The 25,307-nt window shown below is 71.3% G+C and carries 22 protein-coding genes; 10 read left to right on the top strand and 12 right to left on the bottom strand.

Going from position 1 to position 25,307, the window contains the following annotated elements; all coding sequences use genetic code 11:
- The first annotated feature begins 50 nt into the window (after positions 1-50).
- Entirely contained in the window at positions 51-263 is a 213-nt protein-coding gene (locus QE370_RS06385; RefSeq protein ID WP_067853505.1) for a helix-turn-helix domain-containing protein, read from the top strand.
- A 172-nt stretch (positions 264-435) separates the two neighbouring features.
- Positions 436-1,683 (top strand): helix-turn-helix domain-containing protein, encoded by a 1,248-nt coding sequence (locus QE370_RS06380; protein ID WP_309633839.1) that lies wholly within the window; start codon positions 436-438, stop codon positions 1,681-1,683.
- 169 nt (positions 1,684-1,852) lie between these two features.
- On the opposite strand, the gene QE370_RS06375 is transcribed toward QE370_RS06380, so the two are convergent.
- The 5 genes from QE370_RS06375 to QE370_RS06355 all read right to left on the bottom strand — a co-directional run bounded on the left by QE370_RS06375 (position 1,853) and on the right by QE370_RS06355 (position 5,269).
- Complete coding sequence (locus QE370_RS06375; RefSeq protein WP_309633838.1) at positions 1,853-2,245, bottom strand: hypothetical protein; 393 nt, start codon at positions 2,243-2,245, stop codon at positions 1,853-1,855.
- Positions 2,246-2,582: 337 nt separating this feature from the next.
- Positions 2,583-3,233, bottom strand: a complete 651-nt coding sequence (locus QE370_RS06370; RefSeq protein WP_309633837.1) for a hypothetical protein — start codon at positions 3,231-3,233, stop codon at positions 2,583-2,585.
- Positions 3,234-3,318: 85 nt separating this feature from the next.
- Complete coding sequence (locus QE370_RS06365; RefSeq protein ID WP_309633836.1) at positions 3,319-3,966, bottom strand: hypothetical protein; 648 nt, start codon at positions 3,964-3,966, stop codon at positions 3,319-3,321.
- An 82-nt stretch (positions 3,967-4,048) separates the two neighbouring features.
- Positions 4,049-4,684: a hypothetical protein gene (locus QE370_RS06360; RefSeq protein ID WP_067853491.1), complete on the bottom strand. Its 636-nt coding sequence runs from the start codon at positions 4,682-4,684 to the stop codon at positions 4,049-4,051.
- Between the two features lie 180 nt (positions 4,685-4,864).
- The gene (locus QE370_RS06355; RefSeq protein WP_309633835.1) at positions 4,865-5,269 is read right to left on the bottom strand and encodes a hypothetical protein; all 405 of its coding nucleotides are present in this window, start codon (positions 5,267-5,269) and stop codon (positions 4,865-4,867) included.
- A 606-nt stretch (positions 5,270-5,875) separates the two neighbouring features.
- On the opposite strand from QE370_RS06355, the gene QE370_RS06350 reads away from it, so the two are divergent.
- Positions 5,876-6,919: a hypothetical protein gene (locus tag QE370_RS06350; RefSeq protein ID WP_309633834.1), complete on the top strand. Its 1,044-nt coding sequence runs from the start codon at positions 5,876-5,878 to the stop codon at positions 6,917-6,919.
- A gap of 39 nt (positions 6,920-6,958) precedes the next feature.
- Here the strand turns inward: QE370_RS06350 and QE370_RS06345 are convergent, their stop codons facing one another.
- The gene (locus tag QE370_RS06345) at positions 6,959-7,495 is read right to left on the bottom strand and encodes a hypothetical protein (RefSeq protein WP_309633833.1); all 537 of its coding nucleotides are present in this window, start codon (positions 7,493-7,495) and stop codon (positions 6,959-6,961) included.
- A 270-nt stretch (positions 7,496-7,765) separates the two neighbouring features.
- Complete coding sequence (locus tag QE370_RS06340) at positions 7,766-11,584, bottom strand: LPXTG cell wall anchor domain-containing protein (protein ID WP_309633832.1); 3,819 nt, start codon at positions 11,582-11,584, stop codon at positions 7,766-7,768.
- A gap of 443 nt (positions 11,585-12,027) precedes the next feature.
- Between QE370_RS06340 and QE370_RS06335 the strand changes: the two genes are divergently transcribed.
- The 3 genes from QE370_RS06335 (at position 12,028) to QE370_RS06325 (ending at position 15,879) form a co-directional block, all read left to right on the top strand.
- On the top strand, positions 12,028-13,215 hold the full coding sequence (locus tag QE370_RS06335; RefSeq protein WP_309633831.1) for a helix-turn-helix domain-containing protein: 1,188 nt from the start codon (positions 12,028-12,030) through the stop codon (positions 13,213-13,215).
- Entirely contained in the window at positions 13,212-14,651 is a 1,440-nt protein-coding gene (locus QE370_RS06330) for an HAD family hydrolase (protein ID WP_309633830.1), read from the top strand. The genes QE370_RS06335 and QE370_RS06330 overlap by 4 nt, the downstream gene beginning before the upstream one ends.
- A 91-nt stretch (positions 14,652-14,742) precedes the next feature.
- The gene (locus tag QE370_RS06325) at positions 14,743-15,879 is read left to right on the top strand and encodes a helix-turn-helix domain-containing protein (RefSeq protein ID WP_309633829.1); all 1,137 of its coding nucleotides are present in this window, start codon (positions 14,743-14,745) and stop codon (positions 15,877-15,879) included.
- Between the two features lie 10 nt (positions 15,880-15,889).
- Here the strand turns inward: QE370_RS06325 and QE370_RS06320 are convergent, their stop codons facing one another.
- The 4 genes from QE370_RS06320 to dnaK all read right to left on the bottom strand — a co-directional run bounded on the left by QE370_RS06320 (position 15,890) and on the right by dnaK (position 19,960).
- Positions 15,890-16,285 (bottom strand): heat shock protein transcriptional repressor HspR, encoded by a 396-nt coding sequence (locus QE370_RS06320; RefSeq protein WP_396127807.1) that lies wholly within the window; start codon positions 16,283-16,285, stop codon positions 15,890-15,892.
- Positions 16,282-17,436, bottom strand: coding sequence for a molecular chaperone DnaJ (gene dnaJ, locus QE370_RS06315; protein ID WP_309633828.1), 1,155 nt, complete (start codon positions 17,434-17,436; stop codon positions 16,282-16,284). Before dnaJ ends, QE370_RS06320 begins: the two co-directional genes overlap by 4 nt.
- Before the next feature lie 80 nt (positions 17,437-17,516).
- The gene (locus QE370_RS06310) at positions 17,517-18,122 is read right to left on the bottom strand and encodes a nucleotide exchange factor GrpE (protein ID WP_309633827.1); all 606 of its coding nucleotides are present in this window, start codon (positions 18,120-18,122) and stop codon (positions 17,517-17,519) included.
- Entirely contained in the window at positions 18,119-19,960 is a 1,842-nt protein-coding gene (dnaK, locus tag QE370_RS06305; RefSeq protein ID WP_309633826.1) for a molecular chaperone DnaK, read from the bottom strand. Before dnaK ends, QE370_RS06310 begins: the two co-directional genes overlap by 4 nt.
- Positions 19,961-20,189: 229 nt before the next feature.
- Between dnaK and QE370_RS06300 the strand changes: the two genes are divergently transcribed.
- Complete coding sequence (locus QE370_RS06300; protein ID WP_309633825.1) at positions 20,190-21,539, top strand: DUF222 domain-containing protein; 1,350 nt, start codon at positions 20,190-20,192, stop codon at positions 21,537-21,539.
- A gap of 42 nt (positions 21,540-21,581) precedes the next feature.
- Here the strand turns inward: QE370_RS06300 and QE370_RS06295 are convergent, their stop codons facing one another.
- Positions 21,582-22,139 (bottom strand): isochorismatase family protein, encoded by a 558-nt coding sequence (locus QE370_RS06295; protein ID WP_309633824.1) that lies wholly within the window; start codon positions 22,137-22,139, stop codon positions 21,582-21,584.
- A 103-nt stretch (positions 22,140-22,242) separates the two neighbouring features.
- On the opposite strand from QE370_RS06295, the gene QE370_RS06290 reads away from it, so the two are divergent.
- From QE370_RS06290 to QE370_RS06280, 3 genes are all read left to right on the top strand, one after another.
- A complete protein-coding gene (locus tag QE370_RS06290; protein WP_309633823.1) occupies positions 22,243-23,436 on the top strand; it encodes a sensor histidine kinase in 1,194 nt (397 codons plus the stop codon).
- Positions 23,433-24,098 (top strand): response regulator transcription factor, encoded by a 666-nt coding sequence (locus QE370_RS06285; RefSeq protein ID WP_309633822.1) that lies wholly within the window; start codon positions 23,433-23,435, stop codon positions 24,096-24,098. The genes QE370_RS06290 and QE370_RS06285 overlap by 4 nt, the downstream gene beginning before the upstream one ends.
- 103 nt (positions 24,099-24,201) lie before the next feature.
- On the top strand, positions 24,202-24,972 hold the full coding sequence (locus QE370_RS06280; RefSeq protein WP_253026465.1) for an ABC transporter ATP-binding protein: 771 nt from the start codon (positions 24,202-24,204) through the stop codon (positions 24,970-24,972).
- The last annotated feature ends 335 nt before the right edge of the window (positions 24,973-25,307 follow it).

The raw sequence follows: 25,307 nt of genomic DNA, 5'->3' as shown, positions 1-25,307 counted from the left end.
CTACTCATCCGTCTGTCGACCGATGAGTCGCACTAGGACACGCTGCCTGCGTGAGCGAGTCACTGCAGCACGTCGTCGGGCAGCGCCTGCGCGCGCACCGCCAGCGGCTGGGCCTCAGCCAGGAGAAGCTGGCCGACCAGCTCGGCTACCACCGCACGTACCTCGGATCGGTCGAGCGCGGCGAGCGCAACCTGACGCTCGTCAGCCTCGAGCAGCTGGCCGAGCGGCTCGGCGTCGACCCGCTCGACCTGCTCCGGCCCTGACGCCTCCCGCCGGCCTCTCAGGAAGTTGTAACCCGCGTCACAACTTCCTGATCGATTCGTCCCCTCCCCCTCCTCGACCCTGGACTCGTCCCGGCACGGTCCGTTGACTGACGCTCGAGGGAACGTCCGAGCGCCCCCGCACTGCGCCCGGACACGAGCGAGGGGGAGACACATGACCGCATTGACCCACCACGGCTCCGACAGGGAAGCCACCCGTACGTCCACCCGCACCAGCCTGCGCGAGTCGCTCGGGCTGCCGCTGCTGCCCGCCGACGTCGTCGCCGCCTACCGGCCGCGCTCGGTGGAGCTGACCCGGCGCATCGTCGAGCGCATCCGCGCCGAGGTGGCCGGCTTCGCCGCGCAGGGCGACCCGAAGATCCACCTCGGCATCGACGAGGCGATCCGTCGCGCCGTCGAGCTGTTCGTCGACACGATCGCCGGAGCCCCGACCCAGGGCACGGAGGTGTTCACCTTCTACCAGTGGGTCGGCAGCTACCAGTCGACGGCAGGGCTGAACCTCGACGCGATGCGCGCGGCCCACCAGATCGCGACGCAGGAGTCGTGGACCGACCTGCAGCTCGCGGCGAGCGAGCTGGGCGTGTCGGCCGAGGTCGTCAGCGCCCTCGGCGCGGGCCTGCTCGCCTACCAGAAGCGGCTCTTCGAGCACGCCGTGCGCGGGTTCGCCCGGGCCAGCGCCCGCGCTCGCCGCGACCACGACGAGGGCCGCGCGGCGATGCTCGTCGGGCTGCTGCGCGGCACCTGTCCGTCGGAGCTGGTGATGCTGGCGGAGCGATGTTCCTGGACGCTCCCCGACGAGGTCGTCGTCGCGGTCACCCGCGACACCGAGGAGACGACGCGCCTGGCCAGCACCTGCACCGGGGCACTCTCCGGCGTGCAGCACGGCCGACTCATCGTCGTCGCCGCGCCGGACGTCACCCGCGCGCTGGCCCGCGAGGTCGCGGACAGCACCGGCGAGGCGGTGTCGCTCGCGTGGAGCGTCCCCCCGGCCCAGACCCACCTGGCGTGCCGCTGGGCGTCGCGCGGACTGTCGCTCCTGCAGGAGGGCGTGATCTCGACCGCCGCTGACGGCCTGGTGGAGGTGGAGCAGCACCAGGACCTGCTGTGCACGCACGCCGACCCCGCCCTGCGGCGTCTGCTCGACGAGCGCGAGCTCGCGCCGCTGCTCGCCCAGACCCCGAAGCGCCGCATGGCCCTGGCGGAGACGCTGCTGCTGTGGCTGCAGACGCACCACAGCGCCCCGGCCCTGGCGTCCGAGCTGGGCGTGCACGACCAGACGGTGCGTCACCGCCTGCGTCGCCTGCGCGACCTCTTCGGCTCGCGCCTCGAGGACCCCACCCAGACAGCGACGCTCCTCAACGCACTGGAGTCGAGCATGCTGCGGTGGCGCCGCGCGGTCTGACCGCGCGGAAGGTGGCGCGGGCCCAGGAGGCTGTCGTCTCGGCAGATCGGAAGGCGTTCCCGAGCCCGCGCCACCTTCAGGATACCGATGCGTAGCAGTCTGGAAAGGCTTCGTCCACGAGCCGTCCTTTAGCGTCAGGCGACAGCTCGCCTCAGCCTGGCCTCAAGCCTCACGAGCCGCTGATGTTGATGGCTCCGTCGGGCGAGGTGAGCTGCAGATTCATGGTGATGTTCATCGCCTGCCCGTTCTGCACCTGGCCGAGACAGCCCTTGACCTGGGAGATCAGGAGGTTTCCCGTGAAGCCGGACTCGTCGACGGCCAGCTTTTGCGTGGCCTCGTTCAGCGACGCTCGCATGGAACCGCTGACCGTGAAGTCGCAGATCGCGTTCTTTGCCCTGATGGTGACGTCATCGATCCGACCCTGGACGACGTCACTGCTGCCCGACGTGGCCGGACCCGTGACGCGGAAGGACGCCGGAGTGGTGAGTTCGATCAAGATCGAACCATAGGGCCATACGCAGCCCCCGAACTGGAGCGCGCGGATCTGCAGGACGTCGGTCACGCCCAACCCCGAGCTGACGTCCGACACCGGGCTCGGCGGGACCTTCGCCTGGGTGCAGCTCCAGGCCAGGATCGGCGATGCCCATGAGACCACCTCGGACGTAGCGGCCGTGATGGAGTGGGACCCCGGCGCAGAGGACCCGCCCACGGCGACCGTGACACTGTTCCCCGCGGCAGCCGCTGGGCCGACGGCGAGGGCGAGAAGGGCGCCAGCAACAGCGAGTGCCCGTGGCGAGTTACGCGTGAACGTCATGAGTCCTCCTGGACTGCGAGTGATGATGAAGGTCGCTCCGCGGTTCCGAGCGGCGCACTCCTTGTCAGGGAGCGGCCGCTCGGTTTCAAGAGCCGCTGATGTTGATCGCTCCGCCGGGCGAGGTGAGCTGGAGCCGCATCGAGAGGTTGATGGGTTGACCGTTCCGCACCTGTCCCAGGCACCCCAGGACACCTGACGTCTTCAGGTTGCCGGTGAATCCTGACTCCTCGATGACGAGCTGCTGCGTCGCTTCATCGAAGGAGGCGGCGGCACGGCCGCTCACGGTGATCGAGCAGACGGCGTTCCTCCACGTGAGACTGAGGTGGTCCAGGTGGCCCTCCACCACGTCCGCCGCTCCGGACGTCGCAGGTCCGTCGGCATGGAACTGCCACTCGCCGGCCGTCGTGGTGGCCATGGCTCCCCCAGGAAACGTGCAGCCCCGGAAGTCGAACGTGGGGAACCGCAGGATGTCCGTGACCGGGTACCCGGCCTGCGCCGTGGCCAGAGCCGGGGCCCGTACGGTCGCCGAGGTGCAGCCCCAGGTGAGTGTGGGGGACGCCCAGCCGACGGACATCGTCGTCGTGGCGGTGATGGGGTGAGCAGCTGTCGCTGAGTTCCCACCGACGGCGACGCGGTAGGCGTTACCGGTCGCGACTGCCGGGCCCACTCCGGCGGCGAGGGCGAGAGCTGCGGCGGCGGCACCGAGGGCTCGTCGCGAGATACGCGTGATCGTCATGAATCCTCCTGGACTGAAAGGGATGGTCGGTGTCACTTCGCGGCCATCAGCGGAACATCAGGCATCAGGAGCCGGCCGACCGACCTCACGACCCGCTGATGTTGACGGCCCCGTCGGGCGAGGTGAGCTGCAGGGTCATGCTGAGGTTCATCGCCTGGCCTACCTGCACCAGTTGCAGACAGCCCCGGACCTGGGAGATCACCAGGTTCCCCGCGAAGTCGGACTCGTCGATCGTCAGCTGTTGTGTGCCCTCGTTGAGCGACGCTCTCACAGAACCGGTGGCCGTGAAGTCACAGATGGAATAGCTGCCCTTGATCGCAAAACCCTCGAGACGGCCGTGAACGACGTCGCTGCTCCCCGACGTAGCCGGCCCCGTGACCCGGAAGGTCGCGGGAGAGATCAGTGCAGTCGGCATCGTGCCGCCCGGCCACGAACACCCCACGAACGCCATGGCACGCACGGTGAACACGTCCAAGACGGAGGTGCCGGAGCTGATCTCGGACACCGGACTCGCGGGAACTTGTGCTTTCTGGCATGTCCACCTGAAGGTCTGCGTCGCCATCTCGACGCGGGTCGACGCAGCGGTGACCGCGTGCGACCCCTCGGCGCTGGACCCGCCGACAGCGACGGTGACGCTGTTCCCCGCCGCAGTTGCCGGGCCGAACCCGACGGAGAGGGCGAGGGCGGCGGCAAGAGCCAGGATGGTGCGACGTGCGATGCGTGGGACGGCCATGAGGACTCTCCTTCTCGAGCAGTTCCGGTGCAGGTCGGCCCCGCGTCGGACGTGACGCGGGGCCGACCTGGACGGAACGGGACTACTCCGCGATGACGCCGTTCGTCACCGTGATGTCGACGGTGTTGCCCGAGCCGGGCACCAGGCTGTTGATCAGCGGGGTGTTGATGCCGCAGTTCTCGAACTTGCCGATCGTGTAGGTGCCGACGAGCTCGCCGCCGTTGATGAGGTCGAAGCCCTCGTCCGGGCGCGTGCCGACGGGGATGGTGACGGGCACCTTGGTCTGGCACTTCGAACCGGCGAACGTCGGGAAGCCGGCGACCTTGATGTTCGACAGCTTCACGTAGTAGGTCGCGGTGGAGCTGACCTGCGCCTGCGTCTGCGTCAGGTTGATGTTGCCCGTCAGCGGCGCCGCCTCGACGAAGTCGACGTTCGCCTTGACGGGAAGGAACCCGGCGATCTTGAACTCGGTCGAGGTGCCGGGCAGGGGCAGCGAGCCGGTGAAGTCACCGGTGTCGATGTCGAGGTCGGTGCGCAGCGTGGTGGGGCCGAGCGCGACGTCGGAGTTGGTCTTCGCGATGTGCGACGTGCCCTGGGCGTCGTAGTTGATGGTGACGATCGTGGCGGCGTGCGCCGCCAGCGGGACGAGCGCGACGGCTGCGCCGGTGGCTGCCACGGCAGCGCGCTTGCGCCAACGGGCGGTGGGGGTGGTGGTCATGTGTGCTCCTTGGGAGGTGGGCGCCCCTGGGCCGCTGCGCGGACCGCGACGCGGAGATCGAGCCGTGAGTTCTCGGAGGTGCTGGAGGGGGCGTCGAGCACGTGCTCCACGCCCGGTGGGGATGCGGGCGGGGCCGAGGTTCGCTCGACCCCACCCGCGTCCCTGGCGGGTCCGTCAGGTTCAGCTGACGTTGATGGCGCCGTCGGGCGACGTCACCTGGAAGTTGCCGGTGAAGTTCGCGGACTGACCGTTCTGCACCTGGCCGAGGCAGCCGGTCACGTTCGAGACCTTCAGGTTGCCCGTGAAGCCGGTCTCGTTGACGTTGAGCTGCTGGTTGGCCTCGTTGAAGCTGCCGGTGGCAGAGCCGGTGACGGTGAAGCGGCAGACGGCGTTCGAGACGACGGCGGTGATGTTCTCCACGTGGCCACTCACGACGTCGGACGAGCCGCTGGTGGCGGCGCTCGTGCCGTGCAGCTTCCACGAGCCGCTGGTGGTGACCGTGAGGCTTCCGCCGGGGCCCGTGCAGCCGCTGAAGTTGATCTTGTTGATCGCGGCGATGTCGACCACGCCGGTGCCCGAGGACACGGTCGACGCGGGCGAGGGACGGTACGGCCGCGCTGGTGCAACCCATGCTGAGGGTGGGGACCGCGAAGCTGAGCGATCCCGTCGACGCGGCGGTGATGTTGTGGGTGCCGGCAGCGGAGCTGCCGCCGACCGCGACGGTGTAGGAGCTGCCCGTGGCGAGCGCCGGACCAGCCGCCGCGACACCCGCCAGGGCGAGGGCGGCGGTGCCGATGGCTGCGTGCTTGATCTTCATAGTGTTCCTTCCGATCTGCCGATGAGGTCATGTGACCGTGGTCACGACCTCATGGCTCCACAGATCGGTCATCGTCCGCAACACCGCCGCCCCGTCGCGACCCAGATCGGTCGAAAGATTGGCATGCGCGTGACAATTTCTTTCAATCGGCCGCGCCTCCTACGGGCGCGACGACGTCACCGACGAGCGGATCGGCCCAGAACCATGTCGGCTCGGACGGCATCACGACGAGGAGTGTCATAGCGCTTCATTCCGCGCACGAGACTGGACGAACGCCAGCACGTTGTCATCCACGTGACAATCCCTCACCCACACAGTGCTGATACGACCCTTCGTGCTTGACCCGCGGGACCACTCACGCCGACGCTGTCGGGATGAGAGTGCGCCTTCCGTTCGCCGTGCTGTGCTGCGCGTTGGCCCTTGTGCTGATCAGCGGCTCCTCCTCCGCCGAGGAGAAGCCCCAGCGGCCGGGGACGTGGTACCCCGGTCTGCCGTACGCCGAGTGCCGACCTTTCGCGTGGCCGGCCGGCACCTGCGAGGGCACCCCGAACGTGCAGGAGGACTACTCGGGCATGAACGTCATGCAGACGGGCATGACCGGATCACCCGCGTCGAAGCAATGGGCTCGGGTTCCCATCGCCCTCCTGGCCGCCAACTCGGCCTTCACCGTGAGCCAGAACGACGCAGGCGGCAATGACTCCACCGTTGACGTCTGGGCACACTTCGTCTCGCCCCGAGGCTCCCGCCACAACTACGGGCTCTCTCCACGCATCTCCGTCCGGACGGTCGCCTTCGGCGCGATTCCGACCACGGTCGTCTTGCAGATCAGCCAGAAGCGGGACAGCGCCGACCTGCCCATCCCGTTCTACCTCCATCTCGTGAATTCCTCGAGAGGCACCACGGAGTTCTACCCGTCGACGGAGTTCTCGGCCACGGTCGACGTGGCGGTGCGATCGGTGACGGTCGACGGCCAGGACATCCGCCTTGGTGAAGGATGCCTCGCAACCGACGCGCGCATCGAGACAGCGAGCCGTCCTGTCAGCTTCCCTGTCGGGGAACCGCCGCCGCCGTCGGTGACGGACTTCGATCCGTCGACCAGCTTCGTCGCTCTGCAAGGGGGGCAGCTCGACGGAACCATCGACGTGCCGCGTTTCCAAGGTTGCACAACCTCCTCGGGTGACGACATCTCCCCCCTCTTGACCACCGCGATCTCCGGTGTGGGCAACCCGCTGTCGTTGAGGATCGGATCGCTCGGCTGCCAGTTCTACGAGGAGGGCACGGGGCGCGTCATCCCGCCGGCTCCCGGCACCTCGCCCAAGACCCTGGGCCCGAAGTGCCCGGACGACCTCAACCAGCCGTACAACCCGCGGATCCGGCCCGTGCCTGAGGAGCTTCCGTTCCCGGACAGGACTCCATGAGCCAGAGGGTGCGCCCCATCGCATCCAAGCAGGCCACACTTACCTGACCGTGATCACACCGTCCGGCGAGGCGAGGTCGAAGGTGGCCTTCCAGTCGACCGTCCCACCGTCGCGGATCTGACCCAGACACCCGACGACACCGCTCTGACGCAGGCGCCCAGAGCGTCCAGTCTCGACGACCTCGAGACGCTGCGTCGCCTCGTGGAAGCGCACACGAGCCTCGCCGACGACCGAGAACCGGCAGGCCGCGTTCGCCTGGTCGATCCGCACGTGCCGCAACACGCCGTCGACGACGTCGGCACCACCCGCGGTCGCGGGCCCCGTGAGGTCGAGCTGCCACGTCCCGACGTGGCCGTGGCTGATGACGCTCAGCGGGCCGCTGCAGCCGGTGCTCGACCCGCCTGGCACGACGGCGAACGCACCGGAGCTCGCGCCCGACCGGACCGTCAGGTCGAGCTGGGTGCTGGAGCACCCGGTGCTCAGGGAGGAACCGCTCTGCGTCTCGTACACCCACTGTGGCGACGCGATGCTCGTCGCGGTGACAGGGTGGTCGGACCCTGAGTCGCTTCCTCCCACGGCTACCTCATGGCTCCCGGCCCAGGCAGGAGCGGCGACGCACACCGACGCCACCACCACAGCCACTGGCAGGAGCCCGCTCCTGTGCTCTCTCATGGACGTCCCTCTCACGTTCGTCAGGTCGGACCACGATCGGCGACGAGACGGCGGCCGTCCAGTCCATGATCGCCCGTCCCCCTCGAGCGCCCCAGAACTGTCACGAAGGTGACAGGTTCCCGCGAAGGCAGGGGGGGTGGAGGACCGTCCGGCCCACCACCCCCGCGTCTTGCGTCAGCGCACCCGGTGCCGCGGGCGTCGCCGGGACCGGTAGCCGATCGCGCCGGCACCGACGAGCAGCAGGGCTGCACCGAGGCCGATGAGCTGCGCATCGACGGAGGTGCCCGTGTCGGGCAGACTCGCGCCGCCATCGGAGCCGACGCCGGTCCCTGTGCCTCCGGCGGCGTCGACGACCGTGATGGCCTGCCAGGCGAGGAGGGAGCCCGACGCGGCGTCGTACACCGCGATCCGGTGTCGTCCGAGGTCGACGCCCTGCGGGATCCGCACCCGCACCGTGCCGTCGGCCGCCACCGTGTGGGTGCCGAGGTTGGTGGGGGTCGAGAACAGCATCACGACGACCTTGTCGCCGGCACGCTTTGGGCTCAGCTGGAGCGTGAGCACGTCGCCGCGCTCCACCGTCGTCGAGCCCTGCACGATGTCCGTCGACGGCTGTCCGGCCGCCGGAGGCTTCGGGTCGGTGCCGCCACCCGGCGGAGTCGTCGGCGGCGTCGTGGGCGGGGTCGACGTGTCGGCTGCAGCCACCTTCCGGCTCGAGGCGTCCGACGACTTCTGCTCGTCGATGCCGTCGACCGAGCGGCTGGCCGTGGCACGGAACGTGATCACCGCGCCCTCGAGTTCGGCGGTGAGCGGCAGCTTCAGTCCGCCCTGGTCGAGCCTCTGCCCGTCGGCCCACCAGGAGCCGTCGACCGTCAGCTCACCACCGGTGAACGTCGCGGGGGTGGCCGTCAGCGTCTTGCCGACCTTGGCCGTGCCCGACAGCCTTGTCGCGGTCTTCACGGCCACCTGGGCGAGCACCGGGCCGACCTGGCCCTCGCTCACGGACTCCGCCGTGGCGTCGTCCTCGGCGCGCTCGGCGACGCTGACGTACCGGATCGAGGCGCCGACGTGCTCGGACGTGAGCGTGAGGGTGGCGCCGGTCGCCGTGGTGCGCCTGCCGTCGACCATCCAGTAGGTGGTCACGCCGGCCTCGGGATCGCTGAACGTGGCCGGCGACCCGGTCACCGTCTGGCCGACGATCCGCTTGCCCTCGACGGTGGCGGGCTTCGTGACCGTCAGGTCGACCGGCTTGGCGCGCACGGTGCGCGGCTCCGACGTCGCCTGCGCGAGGTTGGCGCCCGGCTCGGTCGCGCCGTCGCGCGACACCGTCTGGCGGACCGTGACCGGCTTCCCGGCGAGGGCGTCGGTGAGCACCAGGGTCTTCTCGGTCGCACCGTCGATCGGCTGACCGTCGGCGAACCACTGGAACGCGACCGTCGCGTCGTCGTCGCTCGACGGGGCGGGCGAGGCGGTGAGCGTCTTGCCGACCACGGCGTCGCCCTCGATGACGGGCAGGCCCGTGATCGTGAGCGCGGCCTTCGTGACCGGGCCGATGCCGGTGAAGTCGAAGGAGTACGCCGGGAAGGCCTCACCCGGACGGATCGCCTCGGCGCTGTAGTAGATCGTCGAGCCGACGTCGTCCTTGGTCAGCGTGTACGTGTCTCCCTCACCGACCACCGTCACGAAGTCGCGGTACCACTTGTGCGAGATCGTCACGTCGGGCGAGTCGTCGTTGAACACCGCAGGCTTCGCGACCTTCAACGTCGCACCCACCTCAGGCGTCCCCTCGACCGTCGGCGGGGAGACCTCGGCCAGCTTCACCCGGACGGTCAACGGATCCGAGACCGACTCCACCTCCACGTCGTCGGCGAAGTAGCCCACCGTCACGAACCGGACCTTCTTGCCCACCATGTCCTCGGTCAGCAACAGCTCCTTCGCATCCGGCGTCCCCTGACCCGCGACCTTCTCCTCATCGACAAGCCAGTACGCCTCACGATCCTCAGGCTCCTCCGAGAAGCTCGCGAACGTCCCCTTGAGCGACACGTCCGGCGCACCGAACCCCTCGATCGCCGACCCCTTCACCACGCTCGGCTTGGCCGCCGTGACCGGACCGATGCCGGTGAAGTCGAACGAGTACGCCGGGAACGCCTCACCCGGACGGATCGCCTCGGCGCTGTAGTAGATCGTCGAGCCGACGTCGTCCTTGGTCAGCGTGTACGTGTCTCCCTCACCGACCACCGTCACGAAGTCGCGGTACCACTTGTGCGAGATCGTCACGTCGGGCGAGTCGTCGTTGAACACCGCAGGCTTCGCGACCTTCAACGTCGCACCCACCTCAGGCGTCCCCTCGACCGTCGGCGGGGAGACCTCGGCCAGCTTCACCCGGACGGTCAACGGATCCGAGACCGACTCCACCTCCACGTCGTCGGCGAAGTAGCCCACCGTCACGAACCGGACCTTCTTGCCCACCATGTCCTCGGTCAGCAACAGCTCCTTCGCATCCGGCGTCCCCTGACCCGCGACCTTCTCCTCATCGACAAGCCAGTACGCCTCACGATCCTCAGGCTCCTCCGAGAAGCTCGCGAACGTCCCCTTGAGCGACACGTCCGGCGCACCGAACCCCTCGATCGCCGACCCCTTCACCACGCTCGGGCCCTCGGCCTTCACCACGCTGATCGTCGAGGAGTCCGAGACCAGGGGGTCGCCGGCGTCTGGGAAGGCGGCGATAGTGCGGAAGGCGATCGTGCTGCCCACCTGGGCGGAGGTCACCGCGAACGTCGGCTGGTCCTGCGTCCCGGCGACCGGCTTGCCGTCCACGAGCCACTGGGTGGTCACGTCGTCGGAGGCCGGGTCGAAGGTCGCAGCCTTGCCCGTGAGCGTGTCACCGGGACGCGCGGCGCCGTTGGTGGCACCGGAGACCTGGGACGGCGCCGTGACCTTCGGGCCCTCGGGTGCCGCCGTGTCCGCGACGATGACCGCGCTGTGCCCGGACGCCGTGCCGACGGACACGAGGCTCGCCCCCGACAGTCGCGTCGGGAGCTTGCGCAGCTCGATCATGACGCCGGTGTCGGGGCTCCAGCCGTCGAACTCCCCGTCGCGCGTGAGGTACTGCCCCGCGCCGGTGTCGGCGACGGCGACGTGCGCGAGCGGCTTGGCCAGCAGCGCCGGCGTGGCACCGCCGCGCCGCACGGGACGGGTCGGGGCGAGCTGGTCGTTGATCCCGAGGTCGAGGAACGCGCCCGACGTCGTCAGCGCGGTCGCCGTCGTCAGGCTCGCCACCTGCTTGCCCTGGGTCACCGGGTTCTCCGACGCCGTGACGGGCGCGGTCGAGCTGGACGGTGCCCACTGCAGCACCTTCTGGTCCTTCGTCAGCACGCGGACGATCGGTCCGGCCGCACCGGACAGGAAGCCGCCCCGGACCTCGGTGACCTCGGGCAGGTCGGCGGGCACGCTCCACCGCACGCCGCTGCGGCCGAAGGCCTCGACCGAACCGTCCTCGCAACGCACCACCGCGAAGTCGACGGTGCCGCCGACCGAGAGCTGGGTCGCCGGGCAGAGGTCAGCGGGCGGCTGCGGTGCGGGCTGGTCGCCCCCGAACCGGTTCCACGTCGTCACGTCGCCGCTCGCCGTCACGACGCCGAGGACCGGCCCGCTGACGTCGACGTCACGGACCGTCGACCCGTCGAGACCGGCAGGCACCTGCAGGTTCGACGACCCGTAGAAGTGCACCTCCTGACGGTCCGTCAGCGCCACGACGTTGTCCACGTTCGTGACGGGCAGGACCTCGGTGAAGCGCTGGCCCGACGGCGCGGGGATGTCGGCCCGCTGGACGACACTGCTCCCCCCTTCGGAGTCGGACACCGCCGACCAGTGCGCGATCCGGTCGCCGCTGGTCGGCAGTGCCGCCTGGCTGGGGGTCGCCACGACCACCAGGCCCGCCACCGCCACCACACCTGCAGCGACCGCGGCGGTCGTCCGTCGAGATCCGAGCCTCATGGGTGTCCTTCCGTACCGACATCGGGGGGCACGACGTCCCTGGGTGCGGGACGACGCGGACGCAGCACAGTGCGCTGGGTCACATGTCTGGCCAGACCGTGTCGTACGCGGCGGGTCGACGTCGCGCGTTCGGAGCCGGTGACGGCAAATCGGCACGGTTCTTGTCACCCGCATGACAAGAACCGGTCGGGCAGAGCTCGGTCGGTCGCCGCTGGCGTGCGACGTGGGGCACAGTCCTCGACGGGGGCGCGGTCCGGAGCGGACCGTCCGAGCGACGACAGGAGGGCACGGCCCTGCGCACCACGTCCGCCCACGGCCCGACCGCGTCGCAGCGTCGGCGCATCGTTGACGTGCGCCCGACGGCGGGGTAGAACTCGGTGCAGCCACACGAGTCATCGGAACGGGGAGCCGACGATGGGACCTGGACCGCACGGATCCGCGCCATGACGCTGTCCGCGGACCGCCCCACGTCCGACCTCGTCGCCTCCCACGCCCGACGCCTGCGTCGCGAGGTGCCCGAGATGGCCGCCTCGATCGTCGACGCCGTCTGCGCGCGCATCGCCTACTACGGCGAGTCGCCCCGCCACCCGATCGTGGTCGAGGCGGTCACCACCGCGCTCCACCGCTTCCTCGACGAGCTCGACGGCGCACCCCACCGCGACCGCGGCCTCGACGAGATGTTCCGCTCGGTCGGTCGCTGCGAGGCGCGCGCGAGCCGATCCCTCGACGACTTCCACCTGGCGCTCGGCACCGGCACGCGCACGGCGTGGTCACGGTTCCAGCACCTCACCGTCGACGGCACGACGCCCGCGGTCGTCTCCGACGGCCTGCTCGCGTTCGTCGACCACCTCGTCGCGCAGGTGGAGGCCGGACACACCGAGACCGTGCGTCAGCGCGAGGCCGACCCGAACCGCGCCCGCGCCGTGCTCGCCGAGCAGCTCCTCACCGGCACGGCCGAGCCCGGCAGCGACACGGTCTGGCGGATCCCGTCCTCGATCGTGCTCGCCGTGGCCGAGCTCGGAGGCGAGCGGCGCGACCTCGGGGCGCTCTCCCGCGACGCGCTGCTGGTCGGCCACGACGACACCGTCGTCGTCATGGTCGACGCCGCGAGCCGTGACTGCATGACGACGGCGCTCGTCGACGCGGGCGTCCCCCGCGCCGCCGTCGGCTGGGCCGTCGAGCCCGCCGACGTGCCCTCGGCGTTCCGCTGGGCGCGGCGGGCGCTCGAGCTGGTGCGTCGCGGGGTCATCCCCGACGCCCAGGTCGTCGACTGCCGGGCGCACCGTACGCAGATCTGGCTGCACGCCGAGCCGACGCTGCGCCAGCAGCTCGGGCAGGAGCTGCTGAGCCCGCTCCTCGCCGAGACCCCGAACTCCCGCGAGATCCTCTCCGAGACGCTGCTCGTCTGGCTCGAGACCCGCGACAGCGCCCCCGCGATCGCCGCGCGCCTGGGGGTGCACCCGCAGACGGTCCGCTACCGCTGGAAGCGCATCAACGAGCTGTTCGGCGAGGCGATGCACGACACCGAGTTCCTCGTGCAGCTGACGATGCTGCTCAAGGCGAGCGTGCCGCTCTGGAAGGCCGGCGACCAGAGCGACTTCGAACGCTTCCGGGCGGAGGACGCCCCGTGACCGCCGCGCACGCAGCCACCGGCCTCTCCCCGCGCGCCACCCACCCGGGCCTCGCGCTCACCTTCGTCCTCGGGGCGCTGCTCACCGCGTCGACCGTCAGCGTGTCGATGGTGCCCGACCTGCACTTCGACGGGTGGCGGTGGGTGCTGCTCGGTGTGGCCGTCCTCGCCGTCGCGCTGGCCGTGCCGGTGCACCGCGAGGCGGCGGACGAGCTGGCCCGCCACCGCCTCGGGCCCGGCGTGCTCGGCAGCCTCGGTCTCGTCGTCGCCCTCGCCGCCACCGTCGTCGAGACGTTCGTCGACGCCACCCCGACCATGGCCGTCGCCGTCGTCGCGTCCGCGGCCCTGCTCACCCTCGTGCTGCGCTGGCGGGGGCAGCAGAGCCTCGTCGACGTGCCCAGCGCGGCCACCGTCGTGGTCACCGTCGGCGCGGTCGCGGCCGGCGCAGGATGGGCCGTCGCCGAGAGCCCCGAGCGCGGGCTCCTGGTCGCGGCCGCGGTGCTCGTCGCTGCCGGACCCGCCGCTGCGCTCTGCGCCGGGCCCGCCGCCCTGCGGTCGGCGCGGGCCGGCGTCGCCCGCCGCGACATCGGGCTGCCGAGCCCGACTGCCGTCGCCGAGGTCGCTGCCGCCGACGTCGTCCTGCTCGACAAGGACGGCACCGTCACCACCGGGGGCCTCCGGGTGACCTCGGTCGACCCCGTCGAGCCCGACCACGACCGCAACCTGCGCTGGTTCGCCGGCGCCCTGCAGCACGAGCGCGACGACCGGGTCGCCCGCGCGGTCTCCCGGCTCTCCGGCCGCGGCCGGGTCACCGAGGTGCAGAGCCACGGCGACGCGGGCGTGTCGGGCCGGGTCGACCGGCACCCGGTGCGCGTCGGGGACCCGACGTGGCTCGGTCTCGAGCCCCGCCCCGGCACCTGGACGACGCTCGCCGTCGAGGTCGACGCGCGGGTGCTCGGCACGCTCACCGTCGGCGACGACGTCCGCCCCGACGCGGCCGAGGGGGTGCAGGCCCTGCGCGACCTCGGCCTCGACGTCGCACTCCGCTCCGCCGACACCGACGCCCGCACCCGCGAGGTCGGGCTGCAGGTGGGCGTCGTCGACGTTGCGGGTGACGTCGACGTGGCCCACCAGGAGGCCGACGTCGAGACCCGCTCCCGTGAGGGGCAGCGGGTGCTGCACGTCGCCGCGTCGTCGACGTTGGCCGACGACCTCGGCCTGCCCGACCTCGACGTGCTGCGCGTCGCCACCGCGCTGCGCGCGTCGCGGTCCGCGGTCCGGGCGGCGCGACGTGGCCTCGTCGTGGCGCTGACCTGCAGCGCGGTCGCGGGCGCCCTCGCGGCCGGGGGCCTGCTGGGTCCCGGTCTCGCGAGCGTCGCGGCCGGGCTCTCCGCGGGCGTCACCGCACTGTCCGCGGGGTCTCGTACGGTCTCCTGACTTGTCACCCGCGTGACAAGTTTCCGCCCGGTTCGGGTCGGTCGGACGAACGACGTTGACTCGACCCTGCGGCCCCTGTGACCGTGCACCCATGACGACGACGGGAGAGGTGCACCCATCCCTCCCGCACCACCCGTCGAACTCCCTCCCTGACGGGGCGGGGTTGCGAGGCCAGGTCGAGAGACTCGTCCGCGACTCCGTCCCGAACGGGGCGGTCGTCAGTGCACGTCTCGCCGGCTCGTGCGTCGACGCCTTCCTCGCGCACGACGGCGATCCGCGCACCGCCGCCCAGGCCGTGGCCGCCGAGTGCACGCACTTCGGAGAGCTGCAGACGGTGCACGGGCTCTCCGACGACGACCTGACGGTCGCTCTGCGCGCCATCGGGCGAGGTCTGCGACGCCACGTCATGCCGGTGCTGCTGCGCCAGCTCGACCAGCTCGACTCCGAGGCGCTGTCCCGGTCGGTGCAGGAGTACCTGATGCGCATCCTCGGGCACATCCGCCAGGGCATGCAGACGATGCAGCGCTTCCACGCACTCGCGCCCGAGCGGCGTCGTCACGCCTTGTCCCGCGCTGCGTTCGGCGCAGGAGACGTCCGGACCCTGCGTGGGTTCGCCCTGGCCTGCGGGCTCGACCCGGCCGTCCGCCTCACGCCGGTCGTGGCGACCGACCCGGACGCGACCCTCGATCTCGCGCTGCGCGATCGCGACGACGTGCTCGCGGGGACGGCACCCGGCGAGGGCGCCGTCCCGGCCACGTGGACCAACGACCAGGTGCGCCGACGCAGCGGGGTCGACGTCGCGCGCGGGCCCGTCGTGCCCCTCGTCGAGCTTCCGGAGGCCGCTCGCCTGACCCGCACGACCGCCGCCGTCGCCGCGCCGGGCGTGCCGGTCACGCAGACCCGGGACGTCCTGACGCAGGTGATGGTGCACGGCTCGCCCCTGCTCGCCGACCTGGTCACCGGCTCACGACTCGGTCCGTTCCTCGAGCTGCCCGCCGTGCGCCGCGCGGCCCTGGGGCGCACGGTCCTCGACTGGCTCGAGCACGGCACGCCGGTCAACGTGCTCGCGCGCCAGACGGGCACGCCCGCACAGACCATCCACACGCGCCTCGCCACCGCGAAGCGCATGCTCGACGACCCGTTGACCGACCCCGACCGACGCCTCGAGCTGCTCGTCGCCCTGCGTCTCGCCGTCCCCGGCTGGGAGGCGGAGGTCCGGAGCGCCTAGCCGCCGGGCCTCAGCGGGTGGGGCGGCGCCAGACGGTGAGCTGGGTCTGCTGGGCCAGCACCGGCAGGTTCTGCACGGTGCCGAGGGCGTGGTGCGCGGCCGCGAGCTCCGACTGGAGCTCGGCGACCTTCTGCTGGAGGGCCAGCACCTGGTTCTCGAGCGCGATCACGCGCTTCACGCCCTCGAGGCCCAGGCCCTCGGCGGTCAGGCGCGCGACGGTGCGCAGCAGCTCGACGTCGCGCAACGAGTAGCGGCGACCGCCGCCGCCGGTGCGACCGGCCTCGACGATGCCGAGCCGGTCGTAGGTGCGCAACGTCTGCGGGTGCAGCCCCGACAGCTCGGCCGCGACGCTGATGACGAACACCTTCGCGTCCGGCCCCGGCGGGGTGAAGGGCATGTCGGTCATGCCGAGCCGACCTCCTCGAACAGGCCGTCACGCGGTGTGGCGGCGCCGCGCGCCTGACGCAGGGCCTCGACCGCCGCGCGCTGGGCGTCGTCGAGGTCGGTGGGCACCTGCACCTCCACGGTGACCAGGAGGTCGCCGCGGGTGCCGGCCTTCGTGGTCGCTCCCTTGCCCTTGGCGCGGAACGTCCGACCCGACGGCGTGCCCGCCGGGACCTTCAGCCGCACCGGGGGGCCGTCGAGCGTCGGCACGCTGATCTGCGCGCCGAGAGCGGCCTCGTCGAACGCGACGGGCACCGTGATGGTGAGGTGGTCGCCCTTGCGGCCGAACATGGGGTGCGGCTCGACGTGGACGAGCAGGAACAGGTCGCCGTCGGGCGCACCGCCCTCGCCTCGTCCGCCCTTGCCCTTGAGCCGGATCTTCTGGCCGTCCTTCACCCCGGCCGGCACCCGCACCTGCAGGGTGCGACTCGACGGGGCGCGGCCCGTGCCACGGCAGGTGGCGCACTCGTGCTCCACGACCAGACCGCGACCGCGGCACTGCGAGCACGGCTCGGTCATGGCGAACACGCCGCCGGACGCGCTCGTCTGCATGCCGCTGCCCTGACACTTGGTGCACACCTTCGGCACCGTGCCGGGCTTGGCGCCCGTGCCGTGGCACGTCGGGCACGCCTCGTCGCTCGTCATCCGCAGCGGGAGGGTCGCGCCCTCGACCGCCTGCTGGAAGGTGATCGTCGCCTCGGTCTCGATGTCGTCACCGCGACGTCCCTGCGGCGGGCGACGACGTCCGCCGCGCCCCCCGCCGCCGAAGATGCCACCGAGCAGGTCGCTCAGGTCGAAGTCCGTCGCGTTCTGACCACCGTAGCCACCGCCGGGCTGGCCGAAGCCGCCACCGCCGAAGCCACCCTTGAACTGCCCGAACAGCGTGCGCTGCTCGTCGTACTGCTTGCGCTTCTCGGCGCTCGACAGGACGGCGTACGCCTCGGAGACCTCCTTGAAGCGCTCCTCCGCGGCCTTGTTGCCCGGGTTGGAGTCGGGGTGGTTCTCCCGCGCGAGCCTGCGGTAGGCCTTCTTGATCTCGTCGGTCGACGCGTCCTTGGACACGCCCAACGTCTTGTAGAAGTCCTTGCTCGCCCAGTCACTCGGGTTGCTCACGGCTCACCCCTTCCTCTCGTGTCGCGATGGTCTCTGGTGGCGCGGTGGGGCGGCGACCCTGGTCGCCGCCCCACCGCCGCTCACTCGTCGTCGGAGGTCTCGTCCGACGCGGCCGGTGCGTCGCCCTCGGCGGGCTCGACGACGCCGACCTGCGCGTGCCGCAGGACCTCGTCGCCGACCTTGTAGCCGGTGCGCACGACCGGGCCGACCGACGTGACGCTCACCTCGGCGGACTCACCCGCCGCGAACAGCGCCTCGTGCAGCCGGGGGTCGAACGCGTCGCCCTCAGCGCCGAACGCCTCCAGCTTGTGCGCCTTGAGCGCCTGCGTGAGCGCGTCGGCGACGGCCTTGAAGCCGCCCGACAGCTCACCGTGCTGCTCCGCGCGACCGATGTCGTCGAGCACCGTCAGCAGCGAGCGCAGCACCGCGGCCTCGCCCTGCTGGCGAGCCTGCGCACGGTCGCGCTCGACCCGCTTGCGGTAGTTGACGTACTCGGCCTGCAGCCGCTGCAGGTCGGCGGTGCGCTCCGCGAGCTGCTGCTCGGCGGTCGGCTCGGTCGGCTCGTCCTGCGACGCAGCCTCCTCGACGACCTCCTCCTCGCCCGTCGACACCTCCACGGCCTCGTCGGCCACTCCCGACCCGGAGGTCTCCGGGTCGGGAGTGGTGCCCTCGGGCTCGGACGTCACTTCTTCTCCTCGTCGTCGACGATCTCGGCGTCGACGACGTCGTCGTCGGAGTCGGTCGACTCACCGGCGGGAGCGTCGGTGCCAGCAGCCTGCTGCTCGGCGGCGGCCGCGGCGTACATCGCCTCGCCCATCTTCGAGCTCGACTCGCCCAGCTTGGTGACGGCCGCCTGGACGGCGTCGTTGTCGTCACCCTCGAGCGCCGACTTCAGCGCGTCGACGTCGGCCTGGACCTGCGCCTTCACGTCGTCGCCCACCTTGTCGCCGTTCTCGGCGATGAACTTCTCGGTGGTGTGGGCGAGCGCCTCGGCCTGGTTGCGGGTCTCGACGGCCTCGCGACGCTTGCGGTCCTCCTCGGCGTACTGCTCGGCGTCCTTGACCATCTTGTCGATGTCGTCCTTCGACAGCGCGCTGCCGCCGGTGATTGTCATCGACTGCTCCTTGCCGGTGCCACGGTCCTTCGCGGACACGTTCACGATGCCGTTGGCGTCGATGTCGAACGTGACCTCGATCTGCGGCACGCCGCGGGGCGCGGGCGGCAGGCCCGTGAGCTCGAAGGTGGCCAGCAGCTGGTTGCCCGCCGCCATCTCGCGCTCGCCCTGGTACACCTGGATCGCCACGGACGGCTGGTTGTCGTCGGCCGTCGTGAAGACCTCGCTGCGCTTGGTCGGGATCGTCGTGTTGCGCTCGATGAGCTTGGTCATGACGCCGCCCTTGGTCTCGATGCCGAGGCTCAGCGGGGTGACGTCGAGCAGGAGCACGTCCTTGACCTCGCCCTTGAGCACGCCGGCCTGGAGCGCGGCGCCCACGGCGACGACCTCGTCGGGGTTGACGCCCTTGTTGGGCTCCTTGCCACCGGTGAGGCTCTTGACGAGCTCGCTCACGGCGGGCATGCGGGTGGAGCCACCCACGAGCACGACGTGGTCGATGTCGCCCACCGAGATGCCGGCGTCCTTGACGACGTTGTTGAACGGCGCCTTGGTGCGCTCGAGCAGGTCGCTCGTGATCTTCTCGAACTCGCTGCGGCTGAGCGTCTCGTCGAGGAAGACGGGGCTGCCGTCCTGCACCGTGATGTAGGGCAGGTTGATCGACGTCGACGACGAGCTGGACAGCTCGATCTTCGCGCGCTCGGCGGCCTCGCGGATACGGGGCATGGCCATCTTGTCCTTGGTCAGGTCGATGCCCGTCTTGGACTTGAAGGTGCTGACGATCCAGTCGACGACCGCGTTGTCCCAGTCGTCACCACCGAGGTTGTTGTCACCGCTGGTGGCCTTGACCTCGATGACGCCGTCGCCGATCTCGAGCAGGGACACGTCGAACGTGCCGCCGCCGAGGTCGAAGACGAGGATCGTCTGGTCGTCGCCCTTGTCGAGGCCGTACGCGAGCGCGGCCGCGGTGGGCTCGTTGATGATGCGGCTGACGTTCAGGCCAGCGATCTCGCCGGCCTCCTTCGTCGCCTGACGCTGGTGGTCGTTGAAGTAGGCGGGGACGGTGATCACGGCGTCGGTGACCGACTCGCCCAGGTACGCCTCGGCGTCGCGCTTTAGCTTCTGCAGGATGAAGGCGCTGATCTGCTGCGGGTTGAACGACTTCCCATCGATCTCCGTCTTCCAGTCGGTGCCCATGTGGCGCTTGACGGAGCGGATGGTGCGGTCGACGTTCGTGACGCCCTGGCGCTTGGCGACCTCGCCGGCCAGGACCTCGCCGTCCTTCGCGAAGGCGACGACGGACGGGGTGGTGCGAGCGCCCTCGGCGTTCGCGATGACGGTGGGCTCGCCACCCTCCAGGACGGCGACGACGGAGTTCGTCGTGCCGAGGTCGATTCCGACGGCACGTGCCATGGTGGTTCCTCCTGCTGATCGGGTGCTGCGGGGTTCTGGAAGCTCTGGGGTCGTTGCCGGATCGCTGGCAACTGACTTGAGTCTGATCTTATCAACCTGGTCTCAGCGCGATCTATTCCGGTGGCGGCGGGCTTCGGACCCAAGAAAAGAACATCGATTCTTTATCGAACACCTTCTTGCTTGTTCGCGATTCTGCTCGGTAGAATGGCGAGAGAGACCAGGGGGAAGAATGGCCGTCACCGCACTAGAGACCGAGATGGTCGAGGCGTGCGTGCGGTCACTGGAGGGCGCGCTGGACGCCACGCCCACGTCGAGCTGGGCCGGCACGGACCCCGCGGTCGCGCGTGACCTGCTCACCCGCCTGGCCAGGGTCGAGGCGCGGATCAGCGCCCACACGATGGCCGCCGCCCGGGTGCTCGAGAAGGCCCGGCAAGCAGCGCGGGACGCCACACGCGGTGGTGCTGATGGCGCGGGTCCGGCCACGACGACCTCGACGGGCTCGACCATCAGCATCGACTTCGGCGGCGACCGGCACGGCGCGGCCGACCTGGTCAACACCGCCAATCGGATCGAGGAGCAGACCACCCACACCGAAGCCGCCCTCGCGGCCGGCGAGATCAGCACCAAGCAGGCCGACGTCATCGCTCGCGCGTTGGCCTCACTGCCCGACGACGTGCTCGACGCCCAGCGCCACACCTGCGAACGCACGCTGCTCAAGGACGCGCAGAAGCTCACCCTGAAGGACCTGCGAGCGCGGGCCCGACGCATCACCGACGCCTACAAGACCTCTGAGGATGGGGTCGACGCCGACGAGGACACCCTCCTGCGCCAGCAGGAAGAGCAGGCCCGCGCGAAGACCAGCTTCTCGATGTGGGACAACCGCGACGGCACCCACACCGGACGCTTCACCCTCCCCGAGGCGCAGGCCGTCATGCTCAAGACCGCCCTCGACGCCCTCGCCGCACCCCACCAGAAGGTCGGGACCGTCAACGCCGCCACCGGCGAGCACGACGAAGTGGGATTCGGCCAGTCCTACCCGCAGCGGCTCGGGCATGCCTTCGCCGCGTTGGTCGAGCTGCTGCCCGCGGACCGGCTGCCCTCCAACGGCGGCGTCAGCGCCGTCGTCACCGTCAACCTCGACCTGAGCACGCTGATGGGTGGGCTCAAGGCCGCCGGACTGAGTGATGGGACCAGGATCTCGGCCGAGCAGGCCCGCCGGCTCGCGTGCACCGCCCAGCTCGTCCCCATGGTCCTCAACGGCAGGTCACTCCCCCTCGACCTCGGGTCGGCGAACCGGTACTTCAACCAGTCGTCACGACGGGCCATGGAACGTAGAGACGGGGGCTGCACGGCCCCGGGGTGTGACCGGGACCCGAGGTGGTGCGAGAGCCACCACCTCACCCCACACGCGATGTCGAGAACCACCGACATCAGGGACGGCGCACTGCTGTGCACCTTCCACCACCACCGCGTCCACGACCAAGGCTGGGCCGGACGCATCAACCCGGCCGACGGACACGTCGAGTGGCGACCACCCGGATCGACCACCTGGCAACGCAACACCCGCTGGCGCCCCTGAGCACCATCCACTCCCGGCGCGTCGGATCCGGCGGCCCGCGGCTCAGAGCACGACGTCCGCCGTGGCGACCACGTCGGCCGTACGGTCGGGTCCGCCCTGGAACTGCCAGTACAGGTTCGTGTGCGCGACGACCTGGTCCGGCGGGGGTGCGCCGTAGACCGTGAGGTCCTCCGTGGTGTGCGCGTCGGAGACGAGCGTGACGTCGTAGCCCCGCACGAACGCGCCGTGCAGGGTGGCGCGGACGCACGCGTCGGTCTGGGCCCCGACCACCACGACGCGCCCGACACCGAGGTCGCTGAGGACGTCGCCGAGCCCCGTGGCCTCGAAGGCGTCGCCGTAGTCCTTCTCGATCCGCGGCTCGCCCTCCCCCGGCTCGAGCTCGGGCACCACCTGCCACCCGGCGGACCCGGACCTCGACGGGCCGCCGCCACGCAACGTGTCCTGCACCCACACGACGGGAACGTCAGCGGTCCGCGCCTCGTCCACGAGATCGCGGACGCGCGAGACCACGCCGTCACGGTCGTGCGCCTCGGCGACCACGTCGACCTGCACGTCGACGACCAGCAGTGCACTGCGGTGACGGCCTGGGAACTGGCTCATGCTCGGACGCTACGCCCGCGCGCCGACGTTTCCCACCCGTCTCGGCCGAGGATCAGACCTGGGACTGACGCTGGGAACGTCGCCAGCGCCTAGGGTCGCAAGGGTGAGGACGGAGCAGGAACGACGCCCCTGGCGGCTTGGACCACAGGCGGTGCAGTGGTTCGACGCCGCGCTCGTCGTCGGGCTGCTCGGCCTCACGGCCGTGACGTTCCTCGTCGGGCAGCCGCTCCACGTCACCGCGCTCAGCGCCCTGCAGGTGGCGCCCCTCGCGTGGCGACGCAGCCGACCTGCCACGACCTTCGCCCTCGTCTGGCTGTTCAGCGGCGTGCAGGCGCTCGTCTACGACTACCCCGCCATCGGGCAGCTCGCCTACCCCGTCGCGCTGTACTCCCTGGCGCGCTTCGGCCGCCCACGCGACGCCCGCGCCGGACTCGCCCTCAGCCTGGTCGCCACCGGTGTCGCCGCGTGGGTGTGGGTGATGGCCGGTCGCTACGACGACCCACCCCCCGGCGTCGTCCAGCCCGACCTGACCCTCATGACCTTCCTGCCCTACACGCTCACCATCGGCGCGATCGTCATCGCCTCGTGGGCCCTGGGCACACAGGCCCGGATCCGCCGCGCCTACGAGCAGGCCCTCATGGAACGCGGCGAGCGGATGGCCGAGGAGGCCGAGCAGCGGACCCGAGCGGCGGCAGCCGAGGAGCGCACCCGGGTGGCTCGCGAGATGCACGACGTCGTCGCGCACGGCATCACCGGCATGATCGTCCAGGCCGACGGCGCCCGCTACGCCGCGCAGCACGACCCCGAGGTCGCCGTCCGCACCCTCGAGACCGTCGCGTCGACCGGACGGGAGGCGCTCACGGAGATGCGACGCCTGCTCGGGCTCCTGCGTGGCACCTCGGACCCCGAGCTGGTCCCCCAGCCGGGGCTCGACGACCTGCCCCGCCTCCTGGCCGCCGACGTCGCGGCGGGCCGGGTGCGCTCCACCCTTCCGGACCCGGCACCGGCCGTGCCGGACGGCGTGGCGCTCACCGTCTTCCGGGTCGTGCAGGAGTCGCTCACCAACGTGCGCAAGCACGCCGGGGCCGACGCCACCGCGACCGTCGACGTCAGGCTCGACGGTCCCGACGTGCTCGTCGACGTGGTCGACGACGGCCACGGCGCCGCCCACCCGGCGGGGTCGGGCGGTCTCGGCCTGGTGGGCATGCGCGAGCGGGTGGCCGTGCACGGAGGCACCCTCGACGTCGGCCCGGCGCCCGGCGGGGGCTGGCAGGTGCGTGCGAGGATCCCCCGGTGAGCACCCCGATCCGCGTGCTGCTCGTCGACGACCAGCAGATGGTGCGTGCCGGCTTCCGGATGCTCGTCGACAGCCAGCCGGACCTCGAGGTGGTCGGCGAGGCGGGCGACGGGCAGGCCGCACTCGACCTGCTGACCGAGGTGACGGCCGACGTCGTGCTGATGGACGTGCGCATGCCGGTGCTCGACGGCGTCGAGGCCACCCGCCGCATCCTGCACGGGGACGCGCCGCCCCGGGTCATCGTGCTCACGACCTTCGACCTCGACGAGTACGCGTTCGCGGCGCTGCAGGCCGGTGCGTCGGCGTTCCTGCTGAAGGACGCCGCACCGCCCGACCTGCTGGCCGCGATCCGCGCCGTGCAGGCCGGCGACGCCGTCGTCGCTCCCTCGACCACCCGCCGCCTGCTGGACCACTTCGTGCAGCCGTCCGGGTCGCGCGCCGTGGTCAGCGGAGCGACCGCCCGCCGCCTCGCCGACGTCACCGACCGCGAGCGCGAGGTGCTCTCGCTCATCGCCCGCGGCCTCACCAACCCCGAGATCGCCGCGACGCTGTTCCTCTCGGAGGCGACGGTCAAGACCCACGTCGGACGCCTGCTCGCCAAGACCGACTCCCGCGACCGCGTCCAGCTCGTACTGCTCGCCCTCGAGGCGGGACTGGGCTAGCGCACAGCCCCTCCCGCTGGCCGCGCGTCAGACCCAGGGATGACGTCAGGACCATCCCGCGCTCCGACGACCGGAGGGGGTCGGGATCCATAGCGTCGTCGCCATGACGACCACCACCCACGCACCGATCGCGACGGCCGCCTCGGCCCGCGACCTCACCAAGACCTACGGCACGGGCGCCGCCGCCGTGCACGCCCTCGACGGCGTCGACGTCGACCTCGCGCCCGGACGGTTCACGGCCGTCATGGGACCGTCGGGCTCCGGCAAGTCGACGCTCATGCACTGCCTGGCGGGGCTCGACCGCCCCACCCGCGGCACGGTCACGGTCGACGGCGTCGACCTCACGCGGCTCGACGACGACCGGCTCACGCGCTTCCGCCGCGACCACCTCGGCTTCGTGTTCCAGGCGTTCAACCTGCTGCCGATGCTCACCGCCCGCCAGAACATCCTGCTGCCGCTCGAGCTCGCGGGCCGCCGCGTCGACGCGAACGTGCGCGACGACCTCGACACCGTCGTGTCCGTCCTCGGGCTCGGCGACCGGCTCGGGCACCGCCCCAGCGAGCTGTCGGGCGGGCAGCAGCAGCGGGTGGCCATCGCCCGCGCGCTCGTGAGCCAGGCGTCGATCGTCTTCGCCGACGAGCCGACCGGCAACCTCGACAGCGCCGCGTCGGCGGAGGTGCTGGCCTACCTGCGGCGCTCCGTGCGCGAGCTCGGCCGCACCGTCGTGATGGTCACGCACGAGATCGACGCCGCCGCCTACGCCGACGACGTCGTCGTGCTCGCCGACGGCCGGATCCGCTCGCACCTCGTGAGCCCGTCGCGTGCCGAGCTGGTCTCCGTGCTCGCCGGCAGCAGCCACCGGGACGCGTCGTGAGGACGGTCCTGCGCGCGTCGCTGCGCACCCACACCCGTCGATACGTCGCCGCGTTCGTGGCCGTCATGGTCGCCGTCGGCTTCGTCATCGCCACGAACGCCGTCGGCTCGGCCGCGAGGTCGGGCCTGTCGGCCGAGGTGGAGCACGCGTACCGCGGTGCCGACCTCGTCGTCGGGGCGGACTACGGACTCGACCGCAGCCAGGTGGCACCGGTGGAGCGCGCCGCGGCGGGCCAGGGGGCTGTCGCGGACGTCATCGGCACCGCGTTCACCACCGTCACCCGCGACGGGACGTCACTCGGCTCGGACACGTCGGTGTCGACCGTCAGCCTCGAC

Origin of the sequence: Aeromicrobium sp. SORGH_AS_0981 (assembly GCF_031453195.1) — a bacterium.
Classification (GTDB): domain Bacteria; phylum Actinomycetota; class Actinomycetes; order Propionibacteriales; family Nocardioidaceae; genus Aeromicrobium.
Note: the sequence above shows the minus strand (reverse complement) of the source record. Positions and strands in the feature narration are given on the sequence as shown.